Source organism: Pseudoalteromonas sp. PS5 (assembly GCF_004103255.1).
GTDB classification, from domain to species: Bacteria; Pseudomonadota; Gammaproteobacteria; order Enterobacterales; family Alteromonadaceae; genus Pseudoalteromonas; species Pseudoalteromonas peptidolytica.
In genome coordinates, this window is sequence record NZ_RCSQ01000087.1 from 49,045 (window position 1) to 72,225 (window position 23,181).

Sequence of the window (23,181 nt, forward strand, 5' to 3'; positions counted from 1 at the left end):
TAAAGGAAAAAACATGGCACAGCAAACCATCACAGTTATCCGTGGCGACGGCATTGGCCCTAGCATCATCGATTCAGCTATCGAGATCTTAAAAGCCGTAGGTTGCGACTATGAATACGAATACGTAGACGCAGGTTTGGCTGCTTTAGAAAAAACAGGTGAATTACTTCCTGCTGCAACGTTAGAGGCAATCGAGCGTAATAAAATTACGCTAAAGGGTCCACTTACAACACCTGTTGGCGAAGGTTTTACTTCTATCAACGTAACATTACGTAAGCAGTTTGGTCTTTACGCAAACGTTCGCCCAGTTAAGTCTTTTGAAGGGACTAAAGCGCGTTACGATGATATTGACATCATTACTGTTCGTGAAAATACACAAGGTATGTACTCTGGTCTTGGCCAAGTAGTATCAGAAGATGGTAGCGAAGCAGAAGCAATGTCTAAAATCACGCGTGAAGGCGCTGAAAAGATAGTGACTTTTGCTTACGAGCTAGCAAAGCGTGAAGGTCGTAAAAAAGTAACTGCAGTTCACAAAGCGAATATCCTAAAGTCTACATCAGGCCTTTTCCTTAAAGTGGCTCGTGAAGTTGGTGAGCGTTACCCTGAAATTGAGTCAGCAGAAATGATTGTTGACGCAACATGTATGAAGTTGGTGATGACACCAGAAGAGTTTGATGTAATTGTGACGACAAACCTATTTGGTGACATTTTATCTGACCTTTGTGCGGGTCTTGTTGGTGGCCTTGGTATGGCTCCTGGTGCGAATATTGGTAGCGATGCCGCTATTTTTGAAGCAGTACATGGTAGCGCACCAGATATCGCAGGTAAAAACTTAGCTAATCCAACTTCAGTTATTTTGGCGTCAATTCAAATGCTTGAATATCTTGGTGAAGCAGAAAAAGCGGAAAGAATCCGCAGTGCAGTTGCTGATGTGATTAAGAGCGGCGATCGTACTACTCGTGACTTAGGCGGTAGCCACGGTACAACTGACTTTACTCAAGCTGTTATTGAGCGCCTGTAGTATAAATTAGCTTATATAGCCGAAGTTTAAAAATCTAGAGCAGACTTCGGATTATTTAAGCGCTGCCATTGATAGGGAGAATATCTCCCTATCAATAATCTATGTTAGCTATAATGCTACCTTAACTTTGCTTTCTTTTTAGTCCCATTACTATTGCAATTAGCAAGAGCAACCATCCCATAGCACCACCAGATGAACTTTCATTAGTGTTGTCTATCGTGTCAGGTTGTGTTGTTGGTGCTGTGACTACGACGTCAACGTTTGCATTGACGCTTTGGCCTAAACCATCCGATAACGTTAACAACACACTATACGTCCCTGCTTGGTTATAACTATGCGTTGTTGATAACCCCACGCCTTGCATACCATCACCAAATTGCCACTGTGCTTGGTAGTTGCCGTCCCCCCCACTAGCGCTAGCGTTAAAGTTAGCTTGTAAATTAGAGATTGTTGCTGTTGCATCTACTTGTAAAGGCACAATAACATCTACACTTTTTGTACTACTAACAGTGGCTCCATCGGCATCTGTTACATTGAGTGTGACAGTGTAGTTGCCACTGAACTCAAAGCTGTGTTCAATCGGATTTACAGCTGCGGTTTGATTATCTCCAAAATTCCATTGAAGTTGATAAGGAGGCTTTCCGCCATTGATGTCAGCATTAAAGAGGATCCTCTCTCCATTAGCTGTAGCGGCAATTTGGTTGATACTAAGTGGTAATACGACGACATTACCAACGTTAGCGATTGTATTTAATGAAGAGCTTGAACCGTCAATCTTTGTTCTTGTGAATAAAACAGAGTAGCTCCCGGTATTTTGATAGCTATGGGTTGGCGAGAGCGCATTACTTGTTTGGCCATCGCCAAAGTTCCAACTAAAAGTGTCTGACTCATTTAGCGCAAGCCCTTTTACACTAAAAGTTACGGTGTTTTGTGATTGTGCTTGCGCTTGCGCAATTTGAGGGTCGTTAGTATAAACCAGACTTACTTCTGCGCTACTGGCGTCTTCTGATATCGATTTTAGCAGTACTTGAACTCCAAATGCTGGTAAAACAACACCAGACTCTTTCTGTTGGGTAAACGAGTAATCTTGAGTATCATTAAATATGCTGATAGCTGCGAGATTTTGATCGCCAAGCCCTGGCTTTTGTTCATCTAACCTAAGCGTTGCATCTTTAACTTGTATGACACTGGTGGCAAGTGAAGCACCGTCGCTTTTGTATATTGGGTTTTGATCCTGATCAACCACTAACATATCACCAGAGCCTGGATGTAATGATGTGGAGTTGTTGCTTTCGTTATTATTGCTATACCATAACAATACCCCAGAGTTGTAACCGGTTAACGAAAGTCCCGAATCAATTCCCCTAAATGAGCGTAGGTGAGCGTAGTATGCGTTACTTTGTTTTGCTCTATATCTCGATATTTTTCGAAAGCCACTGTATTGCAGCTGGTTTGTTGACTCTGCTGTGTTGAGGTATACCTGTGCACCGTCCGCGATAACTTGGATGTTGTCTATCAATACACCTTTGAGGGTTTCAAATGCGTCAGTCCGGTATAATAACCCAATAGTGACGGTTTGGCCTTTATATGGCGAGAGATCGAAAGATAAGGTGATGGGGTTTGACCCAAATGCAGATGATTCACCATCCATGTAATTAGTGATCCCTGCATAATTTGGATGTGTTGCTTTGGTCGTGTTACCTGAGATTGGTTGTCCGTTTATAGTAACTTGGAAAACATCATAATTTAGTTCAATGCTATAGTTTGCCAACATGGTTAACGAAATGTCAGCCGCATTTGGTAATGTAAGGGCGAAGCTGGCACTATTATTCAACTTATCACCTTGACCTGAATAGTAGTGATAATTGCCATCAAGTGGTGCAATAAATGGCTCTAACTCAGCAGGTAAAGTGATCTTAATTTGGTTTGTGGTGCTTTCATTTACACCAATATCCGTCAGTGAGATTGTTTGCTCAGTATTTATATCATCAAGTGTATATTCTGATTGCGCAATCCAGTTACCTGCGTAATTTTGTTGTAAAAACTCCAAACTTTTGGGGGAAAACTGGGTTGGCTGTGAACCACTTAATTGCCCTAAGTAGCTACCTGAAGACATGACTGACCATAGTGCGACGGGCTCGCCGATGTCGTTGGAGTTTAAGTCATACTCATCTGGTAACCCTAAATCATGACCAAACTCATGAACAACTACGCCGATGGCTGCGTCTATTGGATTGATTGTGTAGTTATAAATCTTATAGTTTGTGTTAGGGATTGATTTAGGTTGATTGTTTTCATCGAAGACGAAAAAACGGTGAGACCAAATTGCATCACCATCTAGTACCCCTCCGCCCGCTTCTTGACCAATGCTTGAGTGGAATAACATCACATGGTCTACTACCCCGTCAGGTTCCAGTCTGTTGCCGTCACCATCAATATCATTGAGATCGGTTTTGTCGTATTCAGATAAATCAATATTAAATTCAGATACTGCTTTTGTTACAGCTTCAAAGACAAGTTCTTCGGGTCTTAAATCGCGAGTATTGCCCTCTTGCCTACCATAATAGGCGGCATTCTGATCTGCGCTGACCCAACCAAAAGCATTACCCACTATCTTAAAGCTACCTCCTGATACCGCTTGATAGTATTGTGTGGCAGATTGCAGAGCTTCACCATTGGGGCCTGAGTAGCCATTGTTTGAATATAAAAGCCCTTGGTAGTGCGACACGGGGTAACTTGCGTAGTACATGTCTGTGTCGTTCGGATTTAGTCGGTTTTGATTATAAGGTAAGTCAGGGAAGTCAACCAAAATAGCGAGCACTTTAGCTTCATTGAGCACCTGTGTCGTCGCAGGTGTATTATATTGCTTGCTAAGTTTGCTTATGCCTCCCAATGCACTTTTTATAGCATAGGGAGTCTTTATACCTTGAGTGATAGGCTTGCCTTTGATGTACTCGGATAAAACCACGCCACGCTCATAGTCACTAAGTGCTCGTCCAAGTTTCTTTTCCTGCCAGTAAATCACTTGATCTCGATACAAAACTTGCGCAGGTGCGGCTGTGGATACCAGTAGCATTGCGCACAGCATGCCTAAATTGAAAATATTCATTCCAATACTCCAAAGCGAGTTAGAGTGTTAAGTTTAGCAGTTGTACGAATTTGTTCAGAGAAAGAGCCATATAAATAAAAAATTCAAATGAAGATAAATTTTAAATTGAAATGTAATATTTCAACAATTGAAAGGTAGAAAGGTAGAATTTATATCTAATCATGTGTAGGCTGAAGTTAATTTATTAATTAAGGCTTATTCAATGACACACTTTTTTCAAGTAATCGTTCTCGTGGTGGTACTGGTCTCTTCTTAGAGTTCAGCGGGGAGCTATTAGTTGAAAGAAATATACAAGCCCCGCAATCAGCGGGGCTTTTTTTGTTTAAAAGAATTAGTATCAGGCAGCACAATCGACGAGGAATGAGGTAATGGCAGAGCAATATAACGGCTCAGAGTTGGTAGTTAAAGCGTTGAGCGCATTAAAGGTTAAATACATATTTGGTTACCCTGGCGGTTCAGTATTGGATCTTTACGATGCACTTTTTCAGCAATCTGAAATTGAACATATACTAGTGAGGCATGAGCAGGCTGCTACACATATGGCAGATGGCTATGCAAGAGCCACAGGTGAAGTTGGCGTAGTGTTAGCCACTAGTGGTCCTGGGGCAACAAACTGCATTACCGGTATTGCCACAGCTTATATGGACTCAATCCCAATGGTGGTATTGTCAGGACAAGTTCCATCAAATCTCATTGGCGACGATGCCTTTCAGGAAACAGACATTGTTGGTTGTTCTCGCCCTATCGTTAAACATAGTTTCAACTGTCGGAATGCCATTGATATTCCAGAAGTGTTGGCAAAAGCATTTTATTTAGCAAGCTCAGGAAGACCCGGGCCAGTAGTTGTTGAGCTTCCAAAGGACATTTTGAATCCTGCTTTGAGTTTTGATTTTGTTATGCCTCAAGATATTGATATGCGCACATATAATCCGAGTGTAAAGGGGCATTCCAAACAGATCCGAAAAGCCGTCGAAGCAATCATAGAAGCAAAACGCCTAGTTATATATTCTGGTGGCGGTATTGTACTTTCTAATACTTCTGAAAAACTGACCGAGCTGGTTGAAAAACTCAATGCACCAATCACAAATACGTTAATGGGTCTTGGCGGGATAAGCGGCGAACACCCAAATTTTATTGGTATGTTGGGTATGCACGGTAGTTTAGAAGCAAATAAAGCGATGGCGAACGCAGACGTTATTTTGGCACTCGGTGCGCGATTTGACGATAGAGTGACCAATAACGTCAAAAAATTCTGCCCCAATGCAAAGATTGTCCATGTTGATGTTGATCCAACGTCTATTTCTAAGACTATTGTGGCACATATACCGGTTGTAGGCTGCTTGGACACAGTTATGGATCAACTTTTAAGGGGTATTGAAAAATGCGAAAAACGAATAGATAGAGCTGCTCAAGAAGACTGGTGGCAATGTATCACCAACTGGCGCTCGCAAAATTGTTTGGCTTTCACTCCTGGTGTAGACAAAATAAAACCGCAAACCGTTATCGAAAAACTTTATCAATTAACGCACGGAGAAGCTTATGTTTGCTCTGATGTAGGTCAGCACCAAATGTTTGCAGCTCAGTACTATCCTTTTAAAGCACCACGGCAATGGATTAACTCAGGAGGCTTGGGCACAATGGGGTTCGGACTACCTGCTGCAATGGGCGTTAAAATGGCATTTCCGAACAGTGAAGTGTTGTGCGTGACCGGAGACGGTTCCATCCAAATGAATATTCAAGAGCTATCTACTTGCTTGCAGTATGGTCTGGCAGTTAAAGTCATTTCGCTTAACAATCGCTCGCTTGGCATGGTGCGTCAGTGGCAAGACATGATGTATGAAGGGCGTCATGCGAGCTCGTATATGGAATCGCTTCCAGATTTTGTCGCGCTCGCCGAGAGTTATGGGCATATTGGCATTAGAGTAGACACACCTGAGCAGCTTGATTCTGCGCTAGAAAAAGCAATGTCAATTAAAGATAGGCTCGTATTTTTAGATATTTTGGTCGATGAGTCTGAGCATGTATATCCGATGCAAATCAAGCAAGGTGCAATAGACGAGATGTGGTTAAAAAAAGGAGTAAAAGCATAATGAGAAGAATACTATCGATTTTATTAGAGAACGAGCCTGGCGCGCTTTCTCGTATTGTGGGATTGTTTTCTCAGCGTGCATACAACATAGATAGCTTGACTGTAGGCACCACCGCAGATAAAACGTTGTCACGTATTACTATCACTACTCAAGGTGATGACCGTATTGTTGAGCAAATTACAAAACAAGTTAATAAACTGGTGGATGTGCTCAAGGTGATTGACCTAACGGATATGCAGCATATCGAAAGAGAGTTATTATTAGTAAAAGTATACGCCAGAGATGAGGTAACTCGGGCTGCTATCAACCGCGTTGCTGAGGTTTTTCAAGCCAGTATTATAGACATGGGCAAGCAGAGTTACTTATTGCAGATGGTAAGCTCTGCTGAGCGTCTTGAATCCTTCCTAGATTTACTGCGCCACGAAAGCGATATTATCGAATTGGTACGTTCAGGTGCCGTTGGTATTGGTCGCGGTGATAAGGCACTGAAAGGCTAGCCATATTCAAGTGACGTAGGCTGGTGTATATGAAAACTCGACGCCTGCGTTCGTTTACTCAGCGCAGGTTACTGGCTATAATCGCCGCTTTGTACGCTTTAGATGAAACACATGGAACTTGACCGCTTCTGGGAGCTAGTTACCGCCCCTAATAATACACAAGATTGTGACTATTTAAAAACACGTTTATCAGCGCTTAGCTGCGAGGAACTTGCGCAGTTTGATGGTATATATACAAAAGAACTCAGGGCTTTGTGGCATTGGGATAATTGGAAAGTTGCCTATGTAATTGCTGGCTGTAATAGCGAATACGATTTTTTAGATTTTTGTAACTGGATCATTAGTCGCGGGTCTGAAGCGATAAGTATTCTTATAACAGAGCCTGATGAGCTTGCTAATAAATTTGCTATTGCAACTAAGGATGACTTACCTTACCCATTTATCGATGAGTTAGATCTCGTGGCTGGACTACTATATGAAGAGAAAAACCAAGAAGAACTGCCTTATCATAGTGTGGTGAACTTTCCCCCGCAGGGCAAAAAGTTTAAGAATAAGCCCAAATTACTTAAAGCTGAACTTCCTCAGCTGTTTAACCGATATTGGCTCGGTTAAACAGCTGAGAAACCGTGTTTGATTAATTTTTATCGATTTTAAATACATCCATTGTTCGTTGTAATGTATCACTATTGAGCTTCATGTCTTTAAAGATTGTGTTTAATGCTCTTGAGGTATCTAATTCATGATTAGCAGCTTCAAGCACGGCTGCCGTATTTTGCGAAATATCATTTGCCACTTCAGACTGCTGTGAAGCTGCTGTTGCAACGGACATGGTAAGTTTTTCAACATGAGAACTGTGCTCATTTACTCGCAGTGATACTTGTCGGGTCTCTTCCACTTCGGCCATGGTATTTTGTGTAAGGCGAGTATTGTCTCTAATTGACTTTACGACGTTTTGACTAATTTCAGATAAGCTGATCAATAATGTTGATATTTGCTCTGATGATTGCTTACTGTTGTTAGCAAGCCCCCTAACCTCATCTGCAACCACTGCAAATCCTCTTCCGTGTTCTCCAGCTCTAGCAGCTTCAATTGCGGCGTTTAATGCAAGCAAATTGGTTTGCTCCGCGACACTACGAATAGAGTCAAGGATGGTATTAATTTCAGATACTTGCTTTTCCATGCTTGCAGCCATTACATCAACATCATTCATGCTGTTTGATAAAGTTTGCATCGTCTCTAAATTCTTTTGGTTGTCCGATAATAATTGCGCAGACTCACTATTTAATTGGTCGCTGGCATCGAGTGTTTCCTGAGCTAACTTAGCAATTTCTTGGCTAGTAGTCGCCATCTCTTCAATCGCTACAGCGATGCTAGAGGCCATTTCCTGCGTTTTTTGCGCGTCCTCGTTAACATTCGATGCCGCTGTGTGCATTTTTTCTCCAAGATGTGTGCCAACCTCAACGGACTTTGCCAATCCAACCATAAGATCTTTGAACGCAAAAATAGTGTTATAAATGGACTCTGAAATCTGACCTAACTCATCTCGGGTGTTCAATCGCATGTCCAAAGTGAGATCGCCCTCTTCCGCAACACGTTTAAGTATTGTGGTTAACTTCGAAAGTTCTGAGCGAAGTGAACGGATTAAATGCAAATTAATGAGCGCAATGACGGTGAGTACAACAATGAACAGGCTGAAAATTATGATGCTATCAAACGCAATATCAGCTTTATTTTGTTGGCTATCGTGAATCGTTTCTGCCCATATGTTGTCTAATTTACTTTTTAGCTGAGTAATTCTCTGTGTTGCACTGCTAAACCACTGAGCGCTGGAAGGTAAAGTTTGGAAATCAAGCGGTTGTTGATTTTCAAGTTGATCTAGTATTCTGTTGAACTCAATCGCAGCTGGATCTGTTAAAAAATCTTGAATATTGTCTAGTTGGGTTCCTTCGAGTGCCGTTTCAAGTTGATGTAATGACATTTTTAACTGCGTACGAAAATAGCCGATGTCGTCCTTAACTGTGTTTGACATCGCCTTTTTTGCTAAAGCACCATTTACTTTACCTCTTATTTGCCCAAGCCTTTCTTTACTTTGAGCAATCAAAAATGCAATGGATAAATCTGAAGACAATGCTCTATCCGAAACATAAGACTGGATCCGGCCAGCTGTGTTAAGTGCTACTTGATTCAATTTGCTGTAGTAGTCAAACGCATTTTTCCCATTTTGACGATCTATTTCCGAGCGTATTTGCCGTTTGTTCTTTTCTACTTCGAAGATATATGGAAGCCATTTGTGAACACTCTTGTCATTTTTCAGTAATGTGTTACTCACCGACTTTAGTGTCTCGATTGATTGGTCAGCAATGACCCGTTGCTCATCAACTTTTTTCTTATTTTGAGCGCTCGGATTACCAAGGTAACCTGCGCTAAGGCCCCGCTCAACGGCATGCTGATGAGCTACCTTTTCCATAGCATCTAATAGGGTGACATATTTAATATCTCTTTCGGCATTGGCATACTGAGTAAAATTGTTAAATACATTTTTCCCGACTAAAAGCACAAGCAAACTGAGTAGAGATACAGAGCTTATCAAGGTGAGCTGCATAATTGAGAATCTGTTTAACATACCCTTTCATTTCTCCGTGTTGTGAGCGCAGATTACTGTTTATTCAGGGTAACTATAGACCATCATTACAAGGGTGAGACATTTTGTGACCAACATCGTAAAGGAATTATTGCTTCAGGGCGCGATTTAGGTAAGGAATGCAGTTTAAAGCTGTGCTGTGGATAATCACTAAGAATGGTAAGTGGGGACGGATAACGGTATAAAAGTTGTGTAGGCAGTAACTAGCGTCTTGATACTTACTCAAGTTGAGTAAGTATCAAGACAAAGCGGTAATAATCTGGTCAAAGCGTTTTCAGTGACGAAAACGTTATCCGGTAATTATTCTTAACATTCTGCGTAGTGGCTCAGCTGCGCCCCACAGCAATTGGTCACCTACTGTGAATGCGCTGATATATTTTTCACCTATGCTTAGCTTTCTTATTCTTCCTATTGGAATATCTAGCGTACCGGTAACATTTACAGGTGTCAGTTCTTTGGCTGTGATATCGCGTTCGTTAGGAATTACCCTAACCCACTCATTATGTTCAGCCAAGATAGCTTCAATTTCATCGACGGTGCGATTTTCTCGCAGTTTAATCGTCAGTGCTTGTGAGTGACAGCGCATCGCGCCTATCCGAACGCACAAGCCATCGATAGGAATTGGTTGCTTAGATGAGCCTAGGATCTTGTTTGCCTCAACTTGTGCTTTCCACTCTTCCTTACTTTGACCAGACTCCATTGGCACGTCTATCCAAGGAATTAAGCTACCAGCAAGGGGTACTCCAAATTGATCTTTTGGTAATGAGTCGTCTTTAATTTTATCCGCAACAATCTTATCGATTTCCAAAATGGCAGAGCTTGGGTCGTCAAGCTGCGTCTTAACGCTACTGTGTATCTCTCCCATTTGCGTGATTAATTCACGCATGTTCCTCGCGCCAGCTCCGGATGCAGCTTGGTAGGTCATTGGGCTTACCCATTCAATGAGATCTTGCTCAAACAGTCCACCTAACGCTAATAGCATAAGTGACACTGTACAGTTACCGCCAACAAAGGTTTTAACACCTTGTTCTAACCCTTGTTGGATAACATCTTTGTTAACTGGATCAAGTACAATGATACTGTCTTGTTCCATTCTCAGCGCTGACGCTGCATCTATCCAATACCCATCCCAGCCTTGCTCACGCAATGTGTAGTAAACTGATTTGGTATAGTCCCCTCCCTGACAGGAGATGATTACATCCATCTGCGCGAGTGCGTCTATATCACTTGCATCTTTGAGGGGCTTTGGATCGCCAGCCCCATTGACCACTGGTCCCAGTTGACCTGCTTGAGAGGTAGTAAAAAAGTGCGCTTCTATGTTGTCGAAGTCATTTTCTTGCTGCATACGCTCCATAAGCACGGAGCCAACCATTCCACGCCAGCCGACGAGTCCTACTTTTTTCATGTTATATGCCTTTATAATGTTTATACGGTTTATTGCGTGAGTCGTATGTCTAGATGGCTACCATAGCAAAAGAATTTAAGTTGGACTAGCTACAAATGGTGAATATTTAAGAATAAAAAACCCCGCAAAGCGGGGTTTGGATACAACATGTAAAGGTTGTCCTAATTAAACGCATCAGCGTTAATGAGAACTCGGTACAAAATAAGTTATAGTTTTGTTTTTAAAGCGCTTAAGTAATTTTACTAATTATCTGTTACAACGATATTAACAGCATAGTAACTTACTGAAGTATTTGGATATATTTATATCATATAGACCAACTATACACAAAGTTACAGAATCAAGTCTATGAAATAACGATGAAGAATAGAAAAAATTTAGAAATCTTGATAAAGATCAAAAAAGCCAAGGAAAAACCTTGGCTAGATTGGTAAGTTTAGTTTTCTTCTAGAATTCGTAGCTATAGCTCAAGCTAATTGAAGTTCCAACGTCTTTTTGTCGAACGACAATATCAGACTGAGTAACTTCTTGGTCTTCGTTCAATAGGTTTTTCACCTTAAACTTAACCTTTGAGTTAAAGTCGGGATACCAAGTGTAAACAAGGTCTAGTGAATGGAATGGTTGCTCATACGCATCATCACGACCACCAATACCTGAAGCCAAAATACGCTCGCCAAACACATTGTATACCAATGAACCACTATGCTGGCCATCTGCAGAGTCATAGTTTAGCTGCATATTGACTACGTACTCTGAGTGCCCAGTCATACGTTTGGTTGGGTTGGTCAAGTTTCCTGCTCGCGCCGGATCGATGGATACTTCTGAGTCACTTAAAGTGATGTTACCTGAAGTGAAAAAGCCACTGGCGACACCTGATAAGTCATATAGCCACTCCGCTTCGATTCCATATACTTCGCCTTCCTCACCGTTTACGAAGGTGGCGGTGTAATCTTCATCACCGACGCGTAGGATGGTCTCGATTGGTGCGGTAATATCTTTATAGAATGCCGCCACAGAGAAGTTGTCGCCATTATCCATATAATATTCAAAACGGGCATCATAGTTCTCTAAATCACTACTTTTAAGACCCGCAACACCAAAAGTACGGATGTCAGTTAATGGATCATAGTAAGCAACAGGTACAAGCTCACGTAAATCAGGACGAACGGTAGTCTCACCATAACCAAAACGTATCTGATAGTTACCATCCGACAGGTAAGTAAGTGATAAAGCATTAAAGAAATTATCTTCGTTTACTGTTCCTGCCAGAATACGCTCTTCGTCGTAAATGGTTTCCATGGTGACTCTATCGAAGATTAAACTTGATGTCGCAAGTGACACCTGTTTAAAGTCTTCATAACGAATACCACCACTGATCCGCCAAGTGTTATCAAAGAAAATATCAAATTCGCCGTAACCTGCATCTATTTTTTGAGCTGCAATATAATCATCAGCAGCAGGTGCTTGAGGTTCGTTAAACGTTAATAAGAAGGTGTTGTTGTCTATAAACTCGTCATCTAGATAGCTAGTAATCGAGTTAATTTCTGAGCTGTCAAAATTAACCGGAATAGAAATCCCGCTTTTGTTATTTACAACGAAATTGCTGGTGTTATAAACACGAGCACGATCCATAAAGTCATATCCACCTTTAAGGATTATCTCTATACCGTCAAAGGTTAATGGTAAAGTTACGTTTCCGCTGTACGATTTGACATTGTCTTCCATGTCAGTAAACGCGTAAGTTACGCGGTTATCATCACCAGTTACAATAGAATTTTTATAGCTTCCATCATCGTTGTAGTTATCGATAAATTTAAAATCGATATCTGTTGGAATATCTGTCTGTGCTTTTGATTCGGTGTATTGCCAGTCTACACCTAGTCCCCAGTAGTCCAAGAAGGTGTGTTGGCCAACCACTTGATCAATGTCTAACGTGCGTTCTTCGTAATTAAACTGGTGTGAGCGCTGCGCTGCACCAGTCCCTGCAATGGTTCTTACAGTACTACCATTTGGGCTTTGTAAAACCGAGAGGTCAGATTCACGCTCATTATCTTCTAAATATATCTTAGAATATGAAATGTTATGCTGATCGAGGCGATAACCCAGATTAAGTACACCATTCATACGCTCAGTCTCAGTCGTCACTTCAGACGCCTTGAGGGTGACATAACAAGAGTTTGTAGTATCTTCTGCGGTTTCAAGTTTTGAAGTACAGTTTTCGGATAGACTATCGTCAATTACACCTGTAGTTCGGTCGCTATAATTCCAGTCATTATCGTAAGAGCCGGCTAGCATAAAGCCTACGGTGCCACCAAACCAATCTTCTTGGAAGCTATTACCAATGTTTGCTTTTACATCAAAGTTGGGATCAAGTGACTCATTTTTCACTTCAATATCGCGAGGAAGAGACGTAACAAAGCCTTTTATGATGTCTATTGCTTGGTCTGCGCGAGTGAGTCCATCTTGATCCTTAAAGCCATTTTTGTCTACGACTTCTCCGATGTCAAAGTTACCACGATACCTTACTACAGCATCTTGCAGTACTTGTGGTATTCCCTCAGCGGTTCCACTAAAGGTGTAGCCCTTATCGGAATTAATATTTTGTCCAATTCCCAATTCTATTCCAGCTGTGAACTCCGACGGAACCGACTTGGTACGAATATCTATGTTACCGCCACCAAATGCAGCTGGCATTGAAGGTGAATACGCTTTTTGCACCGCTAGGCTTTCAATAATGCTAGCGGGAAATATATCCAACGGAATAACGTTTCTAGTTAGATCCGGGCTTGGTACAGCGGCACCATTTAATCGTGCACTAGAATAACGCTCGCCTAGACCACGAACATAAATAAATTTGCCGTCAACGAGTGTCAGACCTGTTACACGACGAAGTGCTGATGCCGCATCACTGTCGCCGGTGCGAGAAAGCTGTTCTGCACCTAAAATATCTGCAACGAACGCCTGGTTTTTACGCTCTTCGATTACTGCTGCAGCGCTGCCTTGCAAACGAGTACCTACAGCAACCACTTCTTCAATTGCCTGTTCTTCTTCCGCCACACTGGGTAGAGAAGTTGCAACAGTAACTGCCGCACTTATGGCTAAAGCAACTTTTTTAAATTTCATTTGAGTATCCATATGCAATCCTGCCAAAAATCATAAAAAAGGCGCAATGACTGCGCCTTAATTGTAATAACTAAGGTCATTACTGATAATTAGTCTGCGTTTGAAGCCTCAATTGCTTTCTTAGCCCATTGATACCATTCAGATGAAGTGTCTGTATCTGAGACTGCACCGATGTAATCAACTGTGGTGAAGAAAGCGTCATTTAATCCACTTAGGTTATTCGCATCAACGGTGATTGCTGTTGAACTCGAATTTGTTGAGAAACCATCAGCAGCCAACACATCTTGCGCACCATTAAGAATTTGGTTTACACCACCATTTACAAACCAATCTTCCTTACCTTCACCTGCAGGAAGTGGATCGGAGCCGTTTTTGAAGTTTGCTGCACAAGCAAGTACTGAACTGTCATAATTTAGCGTATCAGCTTCAGCATTTGCTGCTGCGTCACCATCTTTAAACTCTAAACATTCAGTTCCGTTCGATGCTTCTGCTTTAACAATTAGTGCGTTGTAATACATGCCACGGATAGCGTCGTCAAACTTCATGCCTTGAGACTCGTCATCATCTCGAATAGAGTTACCATCTGTAGTAATTACAGTGACATTTGCAAAGTTTAGTGTTGAGGCTGGTGCCTGGCTATAATCGGCACCTGATGCCTTCTCACCGTCAGTTTCAAAGCCGTTGTTACCCATGAAACCTACCGTACCAGCTGGTAGAAGTACTGGATTACCGTCGTCATCAGCATAAGTAACATCACGTTTAGTTTCGATAGTACCGTGCTTCACTAAGATAAACTGACCTTTACCTTGCCAACCAGCGTCTACGTCTACCGCGTCGTCTTGCGTATCAGTTACGACGATATTTTTGATGCTCGCTGCACCACCGAAGAATTCGATACCATCGTCAAAGCCTTGGTGGATATGCAAAAATTCAAAGCTAGAACCTGAGCCTACAGCGTTTAGCGTTAGCGAGTTCAAGTCGTCTCCAGGGCCACCATCACGAGGGCCTGAACCTGCATACCAAATGTGGGCATATTTGATTTGACCACTACTATCTGCATTATTGTTACCACCGTAGTAGCTGGTTACACCTTCAGAGTCAGCGTTACATAAATTAGCGTTGCGCTCTGCATCTGTACATTCGTTAGTAATACCAAAACCATTTACCATGATCCCACCCCAGTCAGCGAACTGTGGACCAATTCCTGCCAGGTCAAACGCTTCAAATTCAGCGGCTGAAGTAAAGCGAATAGGATCCGCTGCTGTGCCAACGGCGTTAATTTTTGCACCACGAGCAATACGCACGACAGATTCACCTGATGTGAATGCCATTACCGCGCCCGGCTTTATTTCAAGTGTTGGGCCAGTTTCTGAAATAGTACAGCTTGTTGCGGTATTACAATCTTTACCAATTAGTAGTGCACCTTTAAATACATGTGCACCACCATTTTCAAGTTTTGCAAATGAAATATCAGATTCTATTTCTAACGATTTAGATGCGAAGTCGGTACCGTATACACAGTGAGGTGCTTGGAATTGACCTTGAACTTCAGTACTGCCCACAGTACGTGTTGTACATGGGTTTTCTGCTACCGGAGGAGGTGTTTCGCCGCCATTGTTGCTGGTGTTATTTGAATTATTAACGCTGTTATCGTTTACCGTAGGCGTAACTTCGATGTCACCACCACAACCAGTTAATGCCATAGCAGCGACGATTGCAGAGACTCTGAAGAGGTTTTTTAGTTCCATTGCTAACTCCAAGTAGTAGACTTTAAAAAATTATTTTTTACTGTTTTTAAATGATGTGACTAAATTAATGGTGTTTTATTACATGAAGATTACACCAAGTGGTTGTAATTAAATCTTCATAAATAAAAATGGAACTTTATAAATAAAAAAAACCGCCCGAAGGCGGCTTTGGTGTTGCGATTATAAAAATATCATAACAATGCTTGTTTTAATGTCTCGGCATTAACTTTTTCTCTTTTAACATATTTAATCCATTGTTTGGCCAGATTTGCCGATTTCTTATGCTTTTCAGCTTGTTCAAATGCTAATATGGATGCGTCAAAATTTTGCAGATTAAATTGTGCCATACCAAGTGCAACGTAAGCATTTGATTCAAAGTTTAGCTCGCCCTTATTTAGTGCAATACGTGCGTAATCAGCCGCTTCTTCGTATTTTTCAAGGTTCAGATAGATCTCAGCAAGCCGTTGATCTAAATTGCCATGTTCAACTTTCTCAGTGGCAGCAATAAAATATGGAAGCGATTTTTTATCTTCCCTAGCTTGTACGAATGCTTCGGCGATAAAGGTAAGATTTTTGGCATTATCATCAACAACCTTTGCTTTTATTCCTTGATCTAATATTTCAGCGGCTTTATAAGGCAGTGAGTTCATTAAATATACCTGTGCAAGCTGCATATAGTCAGATTTTGATTTAATGAAACCTCGTTGCTTTGCAGTTTCAAATGTAGCTAGCTGTTTTTTATCTGCACCTACTTCCCCATACATTCCACCCAATTGGATCCAATATTGAGGTTTGTCATAAAGGTTAACCATTTTTTCTAGCACCTTAACAACGTTTTTAGACTGTCCAAGTGAATAATAAATAGCACGTTGTAAAACTAGCCAGTTCTCTTTTGGTAAATCACCTTCTGACTCAACAATATTAATAGCCGAGTTAATATTTTTAATTGCATCATTATACATTTTTAGCTGATATTGCGCTTGTGCTTTTAAAATATAAAAGTTGCTTTTAGGGGCTTGAGGTGTTGCTGCGCTCCACTCGTCAAGAAACCTTAGAGTCAGATTGAAGTCATTGTTGGCCATTGCCAATTGAGCCAAACTAAATGTGGTCGAAAGGCGTAATGACTCAGGAATAGCTTCTTGCTTAATGACTGCTTGGAATGACTCAATCGCTTTATCAAGCTGATTTTCGTTGTAGTAAATAAAACCATAAAAGTTGTGCATCATAGCAACTTCATAACTATTCATACTGGATGCACGCTCTTTGACTGAATCAAGAGCTGCTAAGCCTTCAGTTACTTGACCGTCGTCTGCGAGTTTTTGCGCACGAGCTAGTTGGCTATACACTTTTTCGCGTAATGCAGGCACTCGCTTGGTTTTCGTTTCTGAGTCTGCATAAGCCGTTGCCAAATTAACATTTGGTAAGACTGAAATGAGACTTGGCATTATTAACCCTGTGCTAAATAATGCACTTAATAAAGTAATTTTTTTAAACATTTTCATAATCGCAATCCTTAATGACGGTTAGCCATTAATTTGAAATGAAATCTTATTTTGAACACCCGCAACTTCAACCGGTTCACCGTTAACTACGCGAGGTTTGTATTTAAATTTCAATGCCGCATCAAGCGCTGCTTGGTCGAAGATTGATTCCGGTTCAGCGCTTACTACAACAGGGTTTCTCACAGTGCCTTGTTTAGTTACAATGAACTCAACAATCACATACCCCTCAATTCCGCGTGATAACGCACGTCTTGGATATACCGGCGCAACTTTCACGATTGGCAGATATTCACCATCACTGGACTCAAGCGCCAAACCACCTGCCAAATCTACGTCAGCATCGACGTTAGCAGTAAAGTCAAAGCTTCCTGCGTTGGTATCCAGATTGTTACTCTGTGTTTGTGGTGCTTCCATTGGCGGTGGAGGCTCTTTTGGCGTTGGCGGCTTTTGTGGTTTGCGCTCTTTCTTCTCGACAGTTTCTTCTTTTTTAAGGCGAACAAAGTCTAACACTTGTCCTTTTACAGGATCGGTCATTGCGCCTTCCCCTCCTTGGATAAGCGCTTGCATACCCAAGAAGAGAAAGAAGGTAACTATGCCCGCAATTACTAAAGCAATTAAGTAACGCATGGTATATTCCTATGACTCCTGTGCCGCAATTGAAACATCAAATGCGCCAGCTGCGCGTGATGCATCCATTACTTTAATTAGCGTGTCAGTAGTTGCCTTTTTATCAGCTTGAATAACCACGCTACCCTGTGGATTTTCCGCTTTAAGACGCTCAATGTTTGCTTGAACTGCGCGGATATCTACTTGGCGTTTGTTAATCCAAATTTCACCAGTATCTGAAATTGCAACTAGGATATTGGCTCTTTGCTTTTTCACTGCGGTAGCCGCTTCTGGGCGGTTAACATCAATACCCGCTTCTTTGACGAAAGAAGCTGTAACAATGAAGAAGATAAGCATGATAAATACAACGTCCAGCATAGGTGTCATGTTGATTTCTTCTGCTTCTTCTTCTTGGAATACTTTTGCAAGTGGTGCTCTCATAATTCTTTCCTCACACTGCCAACTAATGGTCTAGTAGCAGTTTGTCTTCTAACAATTCAACTTCACGTTTGGCTTTACGTTGTAAATAGGTGGATGCAAATACACCTGAAAGTGCGCCAACCATGCCCGCCATTGTTGGGATAGTCGCTTTTGATACCCCAGATGCCATCGAGCGCGCGCTCCCTGAGCCTGTAATTGCCATCACATCAAACACTTCAATCATGCCGGTTACCGTACCAAGAAGTCCTAATAACGGACAAAGCGCAACCATGACATTAATGTAAGGTAAGTTGGCATTGAGTTTGATCCCTACGCGAGAGATAGTGGCCTGCCTTATCTGCTCTGCGTTCCAACTGTTACGCTCATCGCGAGAGTTCCAAGCTTGTAGGACGTCGTTTTTGTAGCTTCTGTATTTTCCGAACACAAACATAAAGCGTTCTAGAATAAGTAGCCACATAGCGAAGGTTACGAAGCCGATGACCAGGAGAACCTGGCCACCCGTGTCAAGGAATTCACGTAAAGCGTTAATTGCATCAAGCAATACAACCACGATTACGCTCCTTTCTCACTACGCTCAGCAATGATCCCTGCACTTTGCTCTTGCAGAATAAGCAGCAAGTTACGAGAACGAGTGTTTAATAAGGTATAAAGGAATACCGTTGGGATAGCGACAACCAGACCAAGTACGGTGGTCACGAGTGCCTGAGAAATACCACCAGCCATGAGTTTAGGGTCGCCCGTGCCAAACAGGGTAATTGCTTGGAAGGTGTTAATCATACCTGTCACTGTACCTAGTAGACCAAGTAGCGGCGCGACGACGGAAATAATTTTGATTAATGTCAGGTTACGTGTGATCTTTGGCATTTCACGAAGGATTGCTTCGCTAAGCTTTAGCTCTAGCGTGTCATAAGCAACATCTGGGTATTGTTCTTTTACTTTCATCACGCGTCCTAACGGGTTGTCGTCACGGGCAACGCTATCTTTAAGTTGACGATTGATTTTTGAGCCCATTAACATTAGGGATATAAAACGTTCAATTGCAATAAGAAGTGCTAACAAACCAACACCTAAAATAACGTAACCTACCGCGCCACCTTGGTGTACTTGTTCTTCGGTATTTGGCGCTTGTACTAGTAGACCGAGAATTGAACCGCCTGTTGGGTCAAGGGCAAAATCGACAGAACCGGTCTTCGCATCTTGTAATTCACCCGCTGTTGAGGTGAAACGAGACGCTGGCTGACGAGTCAGTTCTGAAATGGTTTGTGTATCATTGTTGTAAGTTAGGTATTTCCCGTCAGCGATTAAGTTAAACGCACCAACACGAAGTACTTCTTTATTCTGTTTTGCACCACCGGCTACAATCACTTCGGTATTAAAGCGCGATACTTTACCTTGTTCAGTCATTTCTCGTTGCATTTCAAACCAGACTTTTTCTATGTCTTCGATTGATGCAAGGCGCGACGTTGAACCCATTTTTTTAGCAAGCTCAGTCATGTAGTCATCACGACCTTTAATTTCCGCTGATACCACAGATGTTGCGAACTTGTTCGAACTATCACCAGCAACTTGCTGAAGTACACCAAATAGCTCTTTTAGCGTTCCCATACGCTTACTAAGGGTGTCACTTAAATTCGCCAGTTTAATCTCGTTTTCTTCAAAATTAGTTTCTAGACGCTCTGATTTTGCGAGCGCTTGGTTGCGCTCTGCAGTCAATGTGTTCAACATTTGGATCTGGTTGTTTTGCTGTGCTTTGAAGTCAGCTTCACGTTGCTTGTTTTGCGCTGTTTGTGCCGTTTGACCCTGCTCTAAGGTTTTTAGCAGTGAATCCAAATCTAATGCCTGCTCAGCATGCGCAGATGCGGTCAACGCAAGTGTTGTTGCGAAAATAGCGTGTTTAGTGAATTGTTGTAGGAATTTCATGATAGCCTCACCTATTACTCAGCAGCTTGAACTGGAAGCGTTAGCATGTCTGGTGCTAATTGTTTGCGTGCGATGCGAATGCCTTTATTAATTTGGCTAATGTTGGTATCTGGAAGTGTTTCAAAAGCTTGGCTGTCTTTGTTCCAGAAACCCGCTTGGCTACCATCTTTAGTGACGTAAAGTAGTTCAAGTCGACCAATTCTCAGAAACTCTACCTCACGCTCCTGTCCATTCACGTCTAATAGTGCGGTATATGCTTCGATTGTTCGGCCGTAATCGACTTCAACTTGATAAGCTTCTAATACGCGACGAAACTTTTCACTAGATGAAATATCTGCACGATCCATCAGGTTATTAAGTTGAGTGATACGTTCAGCACGCTCTTTGGGAAGGAATGGTACGTCTAATTCGACGAACTGTTGCAAGCCTGTGATCATGCGCATCATTAATGGCGTGATCTGGCGCTCAATCACCGAAACTTGATCCATCGACGTATTAATCGCTGACATTTCTTCAAGTTGGTTTGTTATTTGTTTTTCTAACTGAGCGTTATAAACAGATAAACCATCAATCTCTTTGTTCAGAGTTTTAAATTTTTGCAGTCGAGATTGCATGTCATCTGCAATATTATCGATCTTTTCCTGTGACTTTAATGCGGATCCATTAATTGCCATGCTTTTATTCATGGCTTGGTCTAATTCTGTTGCGCCGGCAGAGGCCGTCGCTAGCATACCTGCTATAAGCAAGTGGTTAACGCACTTCATCGCATACACCTTATAAATTATTGCTAGTTACTTAAAAACTGGGGGCAGTCTAAATAGTGAAAATGACAACCATGTTGCGCAACTAATACATAATTATTACAGCTGTCATGATTTCGACGCTTTAGATGTAAGTTACTGATTTTTGTATTCTTTGTGTTGTTAATGGAATGTTTATAGCTATGTTTGTAATAAAAACATCATAAAAAAAGCCGCTTATGTTAAGCGGCTTTTCATCTTAGGGTAAACTTGTTTAAACCTTAAATTTGAGCACCATTTGTTCTAATTCATCAAACTGTGCTTTCAATGATTTACACTCGTCGAGTGTTGCGGTGAGGTTGTTACTACCTTGAATACTTAAGTCGCTTATGTGATGAATATCACTATCAAGTGATTGGATCACGGTATTTTGTTCATTGGTCGCGCTAGCAACCGCATGATTGACACCATCAATAGCATCAATCGAGTTGCTTACTTCTTGCATTTTCGTACCAGAAGCGTTCGCCCTTTCGGCACTTCGAGCGGAGTCTTCGAGGCTTGCTTTCATTACTGCAACTGCGGATGATGAGCCCTGTTGTAACTGCGCGATGGTGCTTTCAATTTCTTGTGTTGATTCTTGGGTACGCTGCGCTAATTGTCTTACTTCATCAGCAACTACAGCAAAACCACGCCCTGCCTCTCCAGCCCTAGCAGCTTCAATAGCAGCATTAAGAGCAAGTAAATTCGTTTGCTCACTTACGCCTTTTATGACTTCTAGTACTTGACCTATGCTACCTGATAGCTTGTCTAACCCATCTAAGGTTTCTTGGGCTTGTGACATTTTTTGCGTCAGTGCGGCTATTTCTTCGATATTTTCAGTAAGCGAATGTTGGCTTTCAACGGAGAGCTTGTTGGCATTACTCGCAAGCTCAGATGCGTGAGTGGCGCTGCTTGAGATCTCTTGTGCGCTTGAAGAAAGCTGGTTTATTGCTGTAGCAACACTGTCAGTTCGTTTAGATTGATCAGTATACATAGATAACGTGTCTTGTGTTTGTGCTACCAGACTATTTACTACATTCTCAAGTGTCACAGTCGTATTTTTAACTTGTGTGATTGAAGCATGGATCTTATCGATAAATTGGTTGAAATAATCAGATAGCTCGCCAAACTCATCTTGATTTTCTATCACCAACCTGCGGGTAAGGTCGCCTTCACCTTGAGCGATATCTTTGATGGCAGCGTTTAGGTTATACATAGGGCGCATAAGGTACTTGAGCAATAGTTGCAGCATCACAACAATAGCAATTACACCAAGTAGCATATAGATAGCTGCCATATTTCTAAAAGATGACACTGATGAATAAGCAATTTCTTTGTTGATAACAACACCAAGGTACCAGTCAACGTTTTTAATGCCATTCATCTTTACAAATGACACTATCTTTTCTGTACCGTCTATTTCAAGCTCCGTAAACTCCCTACTCAGCGGTAAATTCTGGCCGAACAAGTCGGACATCGGCTTGTCATTCAGCTCGGCATTGGGGTGACTAAGTATCTTTCCGCTTTTATCAAGTAGAAAGCCGTAGCCAAATCCTAAAAAGTCAATTTCATTGATAATTTTTGTGATAGTTGACATGTCAATGTCACCGCCAGCGACTCCAGCAAAGCGGCCTTGAAATTTAACCGGTACCACGGCTGAAATCGTAAATTCATTTGTTGTTACATCAACATACGGGGCAGTAAAAGCGGTGTCTTGTTTTTGTTCTGCGAGCTTATACCAAGGGCGGCTGGTGGCATCAAAATCAGCGGGAAGTTGAATGCTTGGATCGTCCAACACAAACGTACCATCAGGTGTTCCGATAAACACGTTTTTAAAGTTCCCAGCGACATCAGCAGTTTTTAATCTTCTTCTTATTTGTTCTATTGAGTCATCAGCTTTATGCCCTTGGGCGATGGACACCACGATTTCAAGCCTGTTATTGAGCCAATTAGCGATATTCTGCGAAACAGAACTGGAGATCTCTTGCAAAACCAGAGTGAGTCGAGTTTGCGTTTGATCTCGCATGGCCAAAAAATTGTTGATAGTAAACAAGCCAAGTACAATTACGAGTACAAGAGAGGCTGCTACGGTTACTTTGGTGGTGAACTTTAGCGCTTTAAACATGATGATCCTGTTGAACTTGTTCTTTTAGTAATTAGGCGTATGCGCAGCTAATTAGTTGTTTATTATGGTATTGGAAAGTTATACCAATTTGACTTAATACTTGCTCAATTTGAAGGAGTAAATCTGACGCTAACAGCGTTAAAAATTTCTCATTTAGAACAACTAAATAGCAAA

At 41.7% G+C, this 23,181-nt stretch carries 16 protein-coding genes; 4 read left to right on the plus strand and 12 right to left on the minus strand.

What is annotated here, in order from left to right; all coding sequences use genetic code 11:
• Positions 1–13: 13 nt before the first annotated feature.
• Complete coding sequence (locus D9603_RS12355) at positions 14–1,021, plus strand: isocitrate dehydrogenase (RefSeq protein WP_128731546.1); 1,008 nt, start codon at positions 14–16, stop codon at positions 1,019–1,021.
• A 121-nt stretch (positions 1,022–1,142) separates the two neighbouring features.
• Here D9603_RS12355 and D9603_RS12360 read toward each other — a convergent pair whose 3' ends face one another.
• A complete protein-coding gene (locus D9603_RS12360; protein ID WP_128731547.1) occupies positions 1,143–4,130 on the minus strand; it encodes an immune inhibitor A domain-containing protein in 2,988 nt (995 codons plus the stop codon).
• A 368-nt stretch (positions 4,131–4,498) separates the two neighbouring features.
• Here D9603_RS12360 and D9603_RS12365 point away from each other — a divergent pair, with 368 nt between their 5' ends.
• The 3 genes from D9603_RS12365 (at position 4,499) to D9603_RS12375 (ending at position 7,329) form a co-directional block, all read left to right on the plus strand.
• Positions 4,499–6,220 (plus strand): acetolactate synthase 3 large subunit, encoded by a 1,722-nt coding sequence (locus tag D9603_RS12365; RefSeq protein ID WP_128731548.1) that lies wholly within the window; start codon positions 4,499–4,501, stop codon positions 6,218–6,220.
• Positions 6,220–6,717, plus strand: a complete 498-nt coding sequence (ilvN, locus tag D9603_RS12370) for an acetolactate synthase small subunit (RefSeq protein ID WP_125252904.1) — start codon at positions 6,220–6,222, stop codon at positions 6,715–6,717. Before D9603_RS12365 ends, ilvN begins: the two co-directional genes overlap by 1 nt.
• A 111-nt stretch (positions 6,718–6,828) precedes the next feature.
• Positions 6,829–7,329 carry a DUF4240 domain-containing protein gene (locus D9603_RS12375; protein WP_128731549.1) on the plus strand — a complete coding sequence of 167 codons (501 nt, stop codon included), beginning with the start codon at positions 6,829–6,831 and terminating at the stop codon, positions 7,327–7,329.
• 22 nt (positions 7,330–7,351) lie between these two features.
• Here D9603_RS12375 and D9603_RS12380 read toward each other — a convergent pair whose 3' ends face one another.
• From D9603_RS12380 to D9603_RS12430, 11 genes are all read right to left on the minus strand, one after another.
• Positions 7,352–9,340: a methyl-accepting chemotaxis protein gene (locus tag D9603_RS12380; RefSeq protein ID WP_128731550.1), complete on the minus strand. Its 1,989-nt coding sequence runs from the start codon at positions 9,338–9,340 to the stop codon at positions 7,352–7,354.
• 307 nt (positions 9,341–9,647) lie between these two features.
• Positions 9,648–10,763, minus strand: a complete 1,116-nt coding sequence (gene asd, locus D9603_RS12385; protein ID WP_128731551.1) for an aspartate-semialdehyde dehydrogenase — start codon at positions 10,761–10,763, stop codon at positions 9,648–9,650.
• 447 nt (positions 10,764–11,210) lie between these two features.
• On the minus strand, positions 11,211–13,898 hold the full coding sequence (locus tag D9603_RS12390) for a TonB-dependent receptor (protein WP_128731552.1): 2,688 nt from the start codon (positions 13,896–13,898) through the stop codon (positions 11,211–11,213).
• Between the two features lie 77 nt (positions 13,899–13,975).
• Complete coding sequence (locus tag D9603_RS12395) at positions 13,976–15,634, minus strand: hypothetical protein (protein ID WP_128731553.1); 1,659 nt, start codon at positions 15,632–15,634, stop codon at positions 13,976–13,978.
• A gap of 191 nt (positions 15,635–15,825) precedes the next feature.
• The gene (locus D9603_RS12400) at positions 15,826–17,136 is read right to left on the minus strand and encodes a hypothetical protein (RefSeq protein ID WP_128731554.1); all 1,311 of its coding nucleotides are present in this window, start codon (positions 17,134–17,136) and stop codon (positions 15,826–15,828) included.
• A 21-nt stretch (positions 17,137–17,157) separates the two neighbouring features.
• Positions 17,158–17,763, minus strand: coding sequence for an energy transducer TonB (locus D9603_RS12405; RefSeq protein WP_125252897.1), 606 nt, complete (start codon positions 17,761–17,763; stop codon positions 17,158–17,160).
• A gap of 9 nt (positions 17,764–17,772) precedes the next feature.
• Entirely contained in the window at positions 17,773–18,183 is a 411-nt protein-coding gene (locus tag D9603_RS12410; protein WP_010378708.1) for a biopolymer transporter ExbD, read from the minus strand.
• Positions 18,184–18,205: 22 nt separating this feature from the next.
• Complete coding sequence (locus tag D9603_RS12415; protein WP_125252896.1) at positions 18,206–18,733, minus strand: MotA/TolQ/ExbB proton channel family protein; 528 nt, start codon at positions 18,731–18,733, stop codon at positions 18,206–18,208.
• 2 nt (positions 18,734–18,735) lie between these two features.
• Positions 18,736–20,103, minus strand: a complete 1,368-nt coding sequence (locus tag D9603_RS12420; protein ID WP_128731555.1) for a MotA/TolQ/ExbB proton channel family protein — start codon at positions 20,101–20,103, stop codon at positions 18,736–18,738.
• Positions 20,104–20,117: 14 nt separating this feature from the next.
• On the minus strand, positions 20,118–20,867 hold the full coding sequence (locus D9603_RS12425; RefSeq protein WP_125252894.1) for a DUF3450 domain-containing protein: 750 nt from the start codon (positions 20,865–20,867) through the stop codon (positions 20,118–20,120).
• 250 nt (positions 20,868–21,117) lie between these two features.
• Complete coding sequence (locus tag D9603_RS12430) at positions 21,118–23,007, minus strand: methyl-accepting chemotaxis protein (RefSeq protein WP_128731556.1); 1,890 nt, start codon at positions 23,005–23,007, stop codon at positions 21,118–21,120.
• Between the last annotated feature and the right edge of the window lie 174 nt (positions 23,008–23,181).

Bases quoted from the DNA above. Each gene is read 5' to 3' on its own strand.
- D9603_RS12355 (WP_128731546.1), top strand. From the start codon at position 14: ATGGCACAGCAAACCATCACAGTTATCCGTGGCGACGGCATTGGCCCT.
- ilvN (WP_125252904.1), top strand. From the start codon at position 6,220: ATGAGAAGAATACTATCGATTTTATTAGAGAACGAGCCTGGCGCGCTT.
- D9603_RS12375 (WP_128731549.1), top strand. From the start codon at position 6,829: ATGGAACTTGACCGCTTCTGGGAGCTAGTTACCGCCCCTAATAATACA.
- D9603_RS12405 (WP_125252897.1), bottom strand. From the start codon at position 17,763: ATGCGTTACTTAATTGCTTTAGTAATTGCGGGCATAGTTACCTTCTTT.
- D9603_RS12390 (WP_128731552.1), bottom strand. From the start codon at position 13,898: ATGGATACTCAAATGAAATTTAAAAAAGTTGCTTTAGCCATAAGTGCG.
- D9603_RS12400 (WP_128731554.1), bottom strand. From the start codon at position 17,136: ATGAAAATGTTTAAAAAAATTACTTTATTAAGTGCATTATTTAGCACA.
- D9603_RS12380 (WP_128731550.1), bottom strand. From the start codon at position 9,340: ATGTTAAACAGATTCTCAATTATGCAGCTCACCTTGATAAGCTCTGTA.
- D9603_RS12420 (WP_128731555.1), bottom strand. From the start codon at position 20,103: ATGAAATTCCTACAACAATTCACTAAACACGCTATTTTCGCAACAACA.
- D9603_RS12395 (WP_128731553.1), bottom strand. From the start codon at position 15,634: ATGGAACTAAAAAACCTCTTCAGAGTCTCTGCAATCGTCGCTGCTATG.
- D9603_RS12425 (WP_125252894.1), bottom strand. From the start codon at position 20,867: ATGAAGTGCGTTAACCACTTGCTTATAGCAGGTATGCTAGCGACGGCC.
- asd (WP_128731551.1), bottom strand. From the start codon at position 10,763: ATGAAAAAAGTAGGACTCGTCGGCTGGCGTGGAATGGTTGGCTCCGTG.
- D9603_RS12360 (WP_128731547.1), bottom strand. From the start codon at position 4,130: ATGAATATTTTCAATTTAGGCATGCTGTGCGCAATGCTACTGGTATCC.
- D9603_RS12410 (WP_010378708.1), bottom strand. From the start codon at position 18,183: ATGAGAGCACCACTTGCAAAAGTATTCCAAGAAGAAGAAGCAGAAGAA.
- D9603_RS12430 (WP_128731556.1), bottom strand. From the start codon at position 23,007: ATGTTTAAAGCGCTAAAGTTCACCACCAAAGTAACCGTAGCAGCCTCT.
- D9603_RS12365 (WP_128731548.1), top strand. From the start codon at position 4,499: ATGGCAGAGCAATATAACGGCTCAGAGTTGGTAGTTAAAGCGTTGAGC.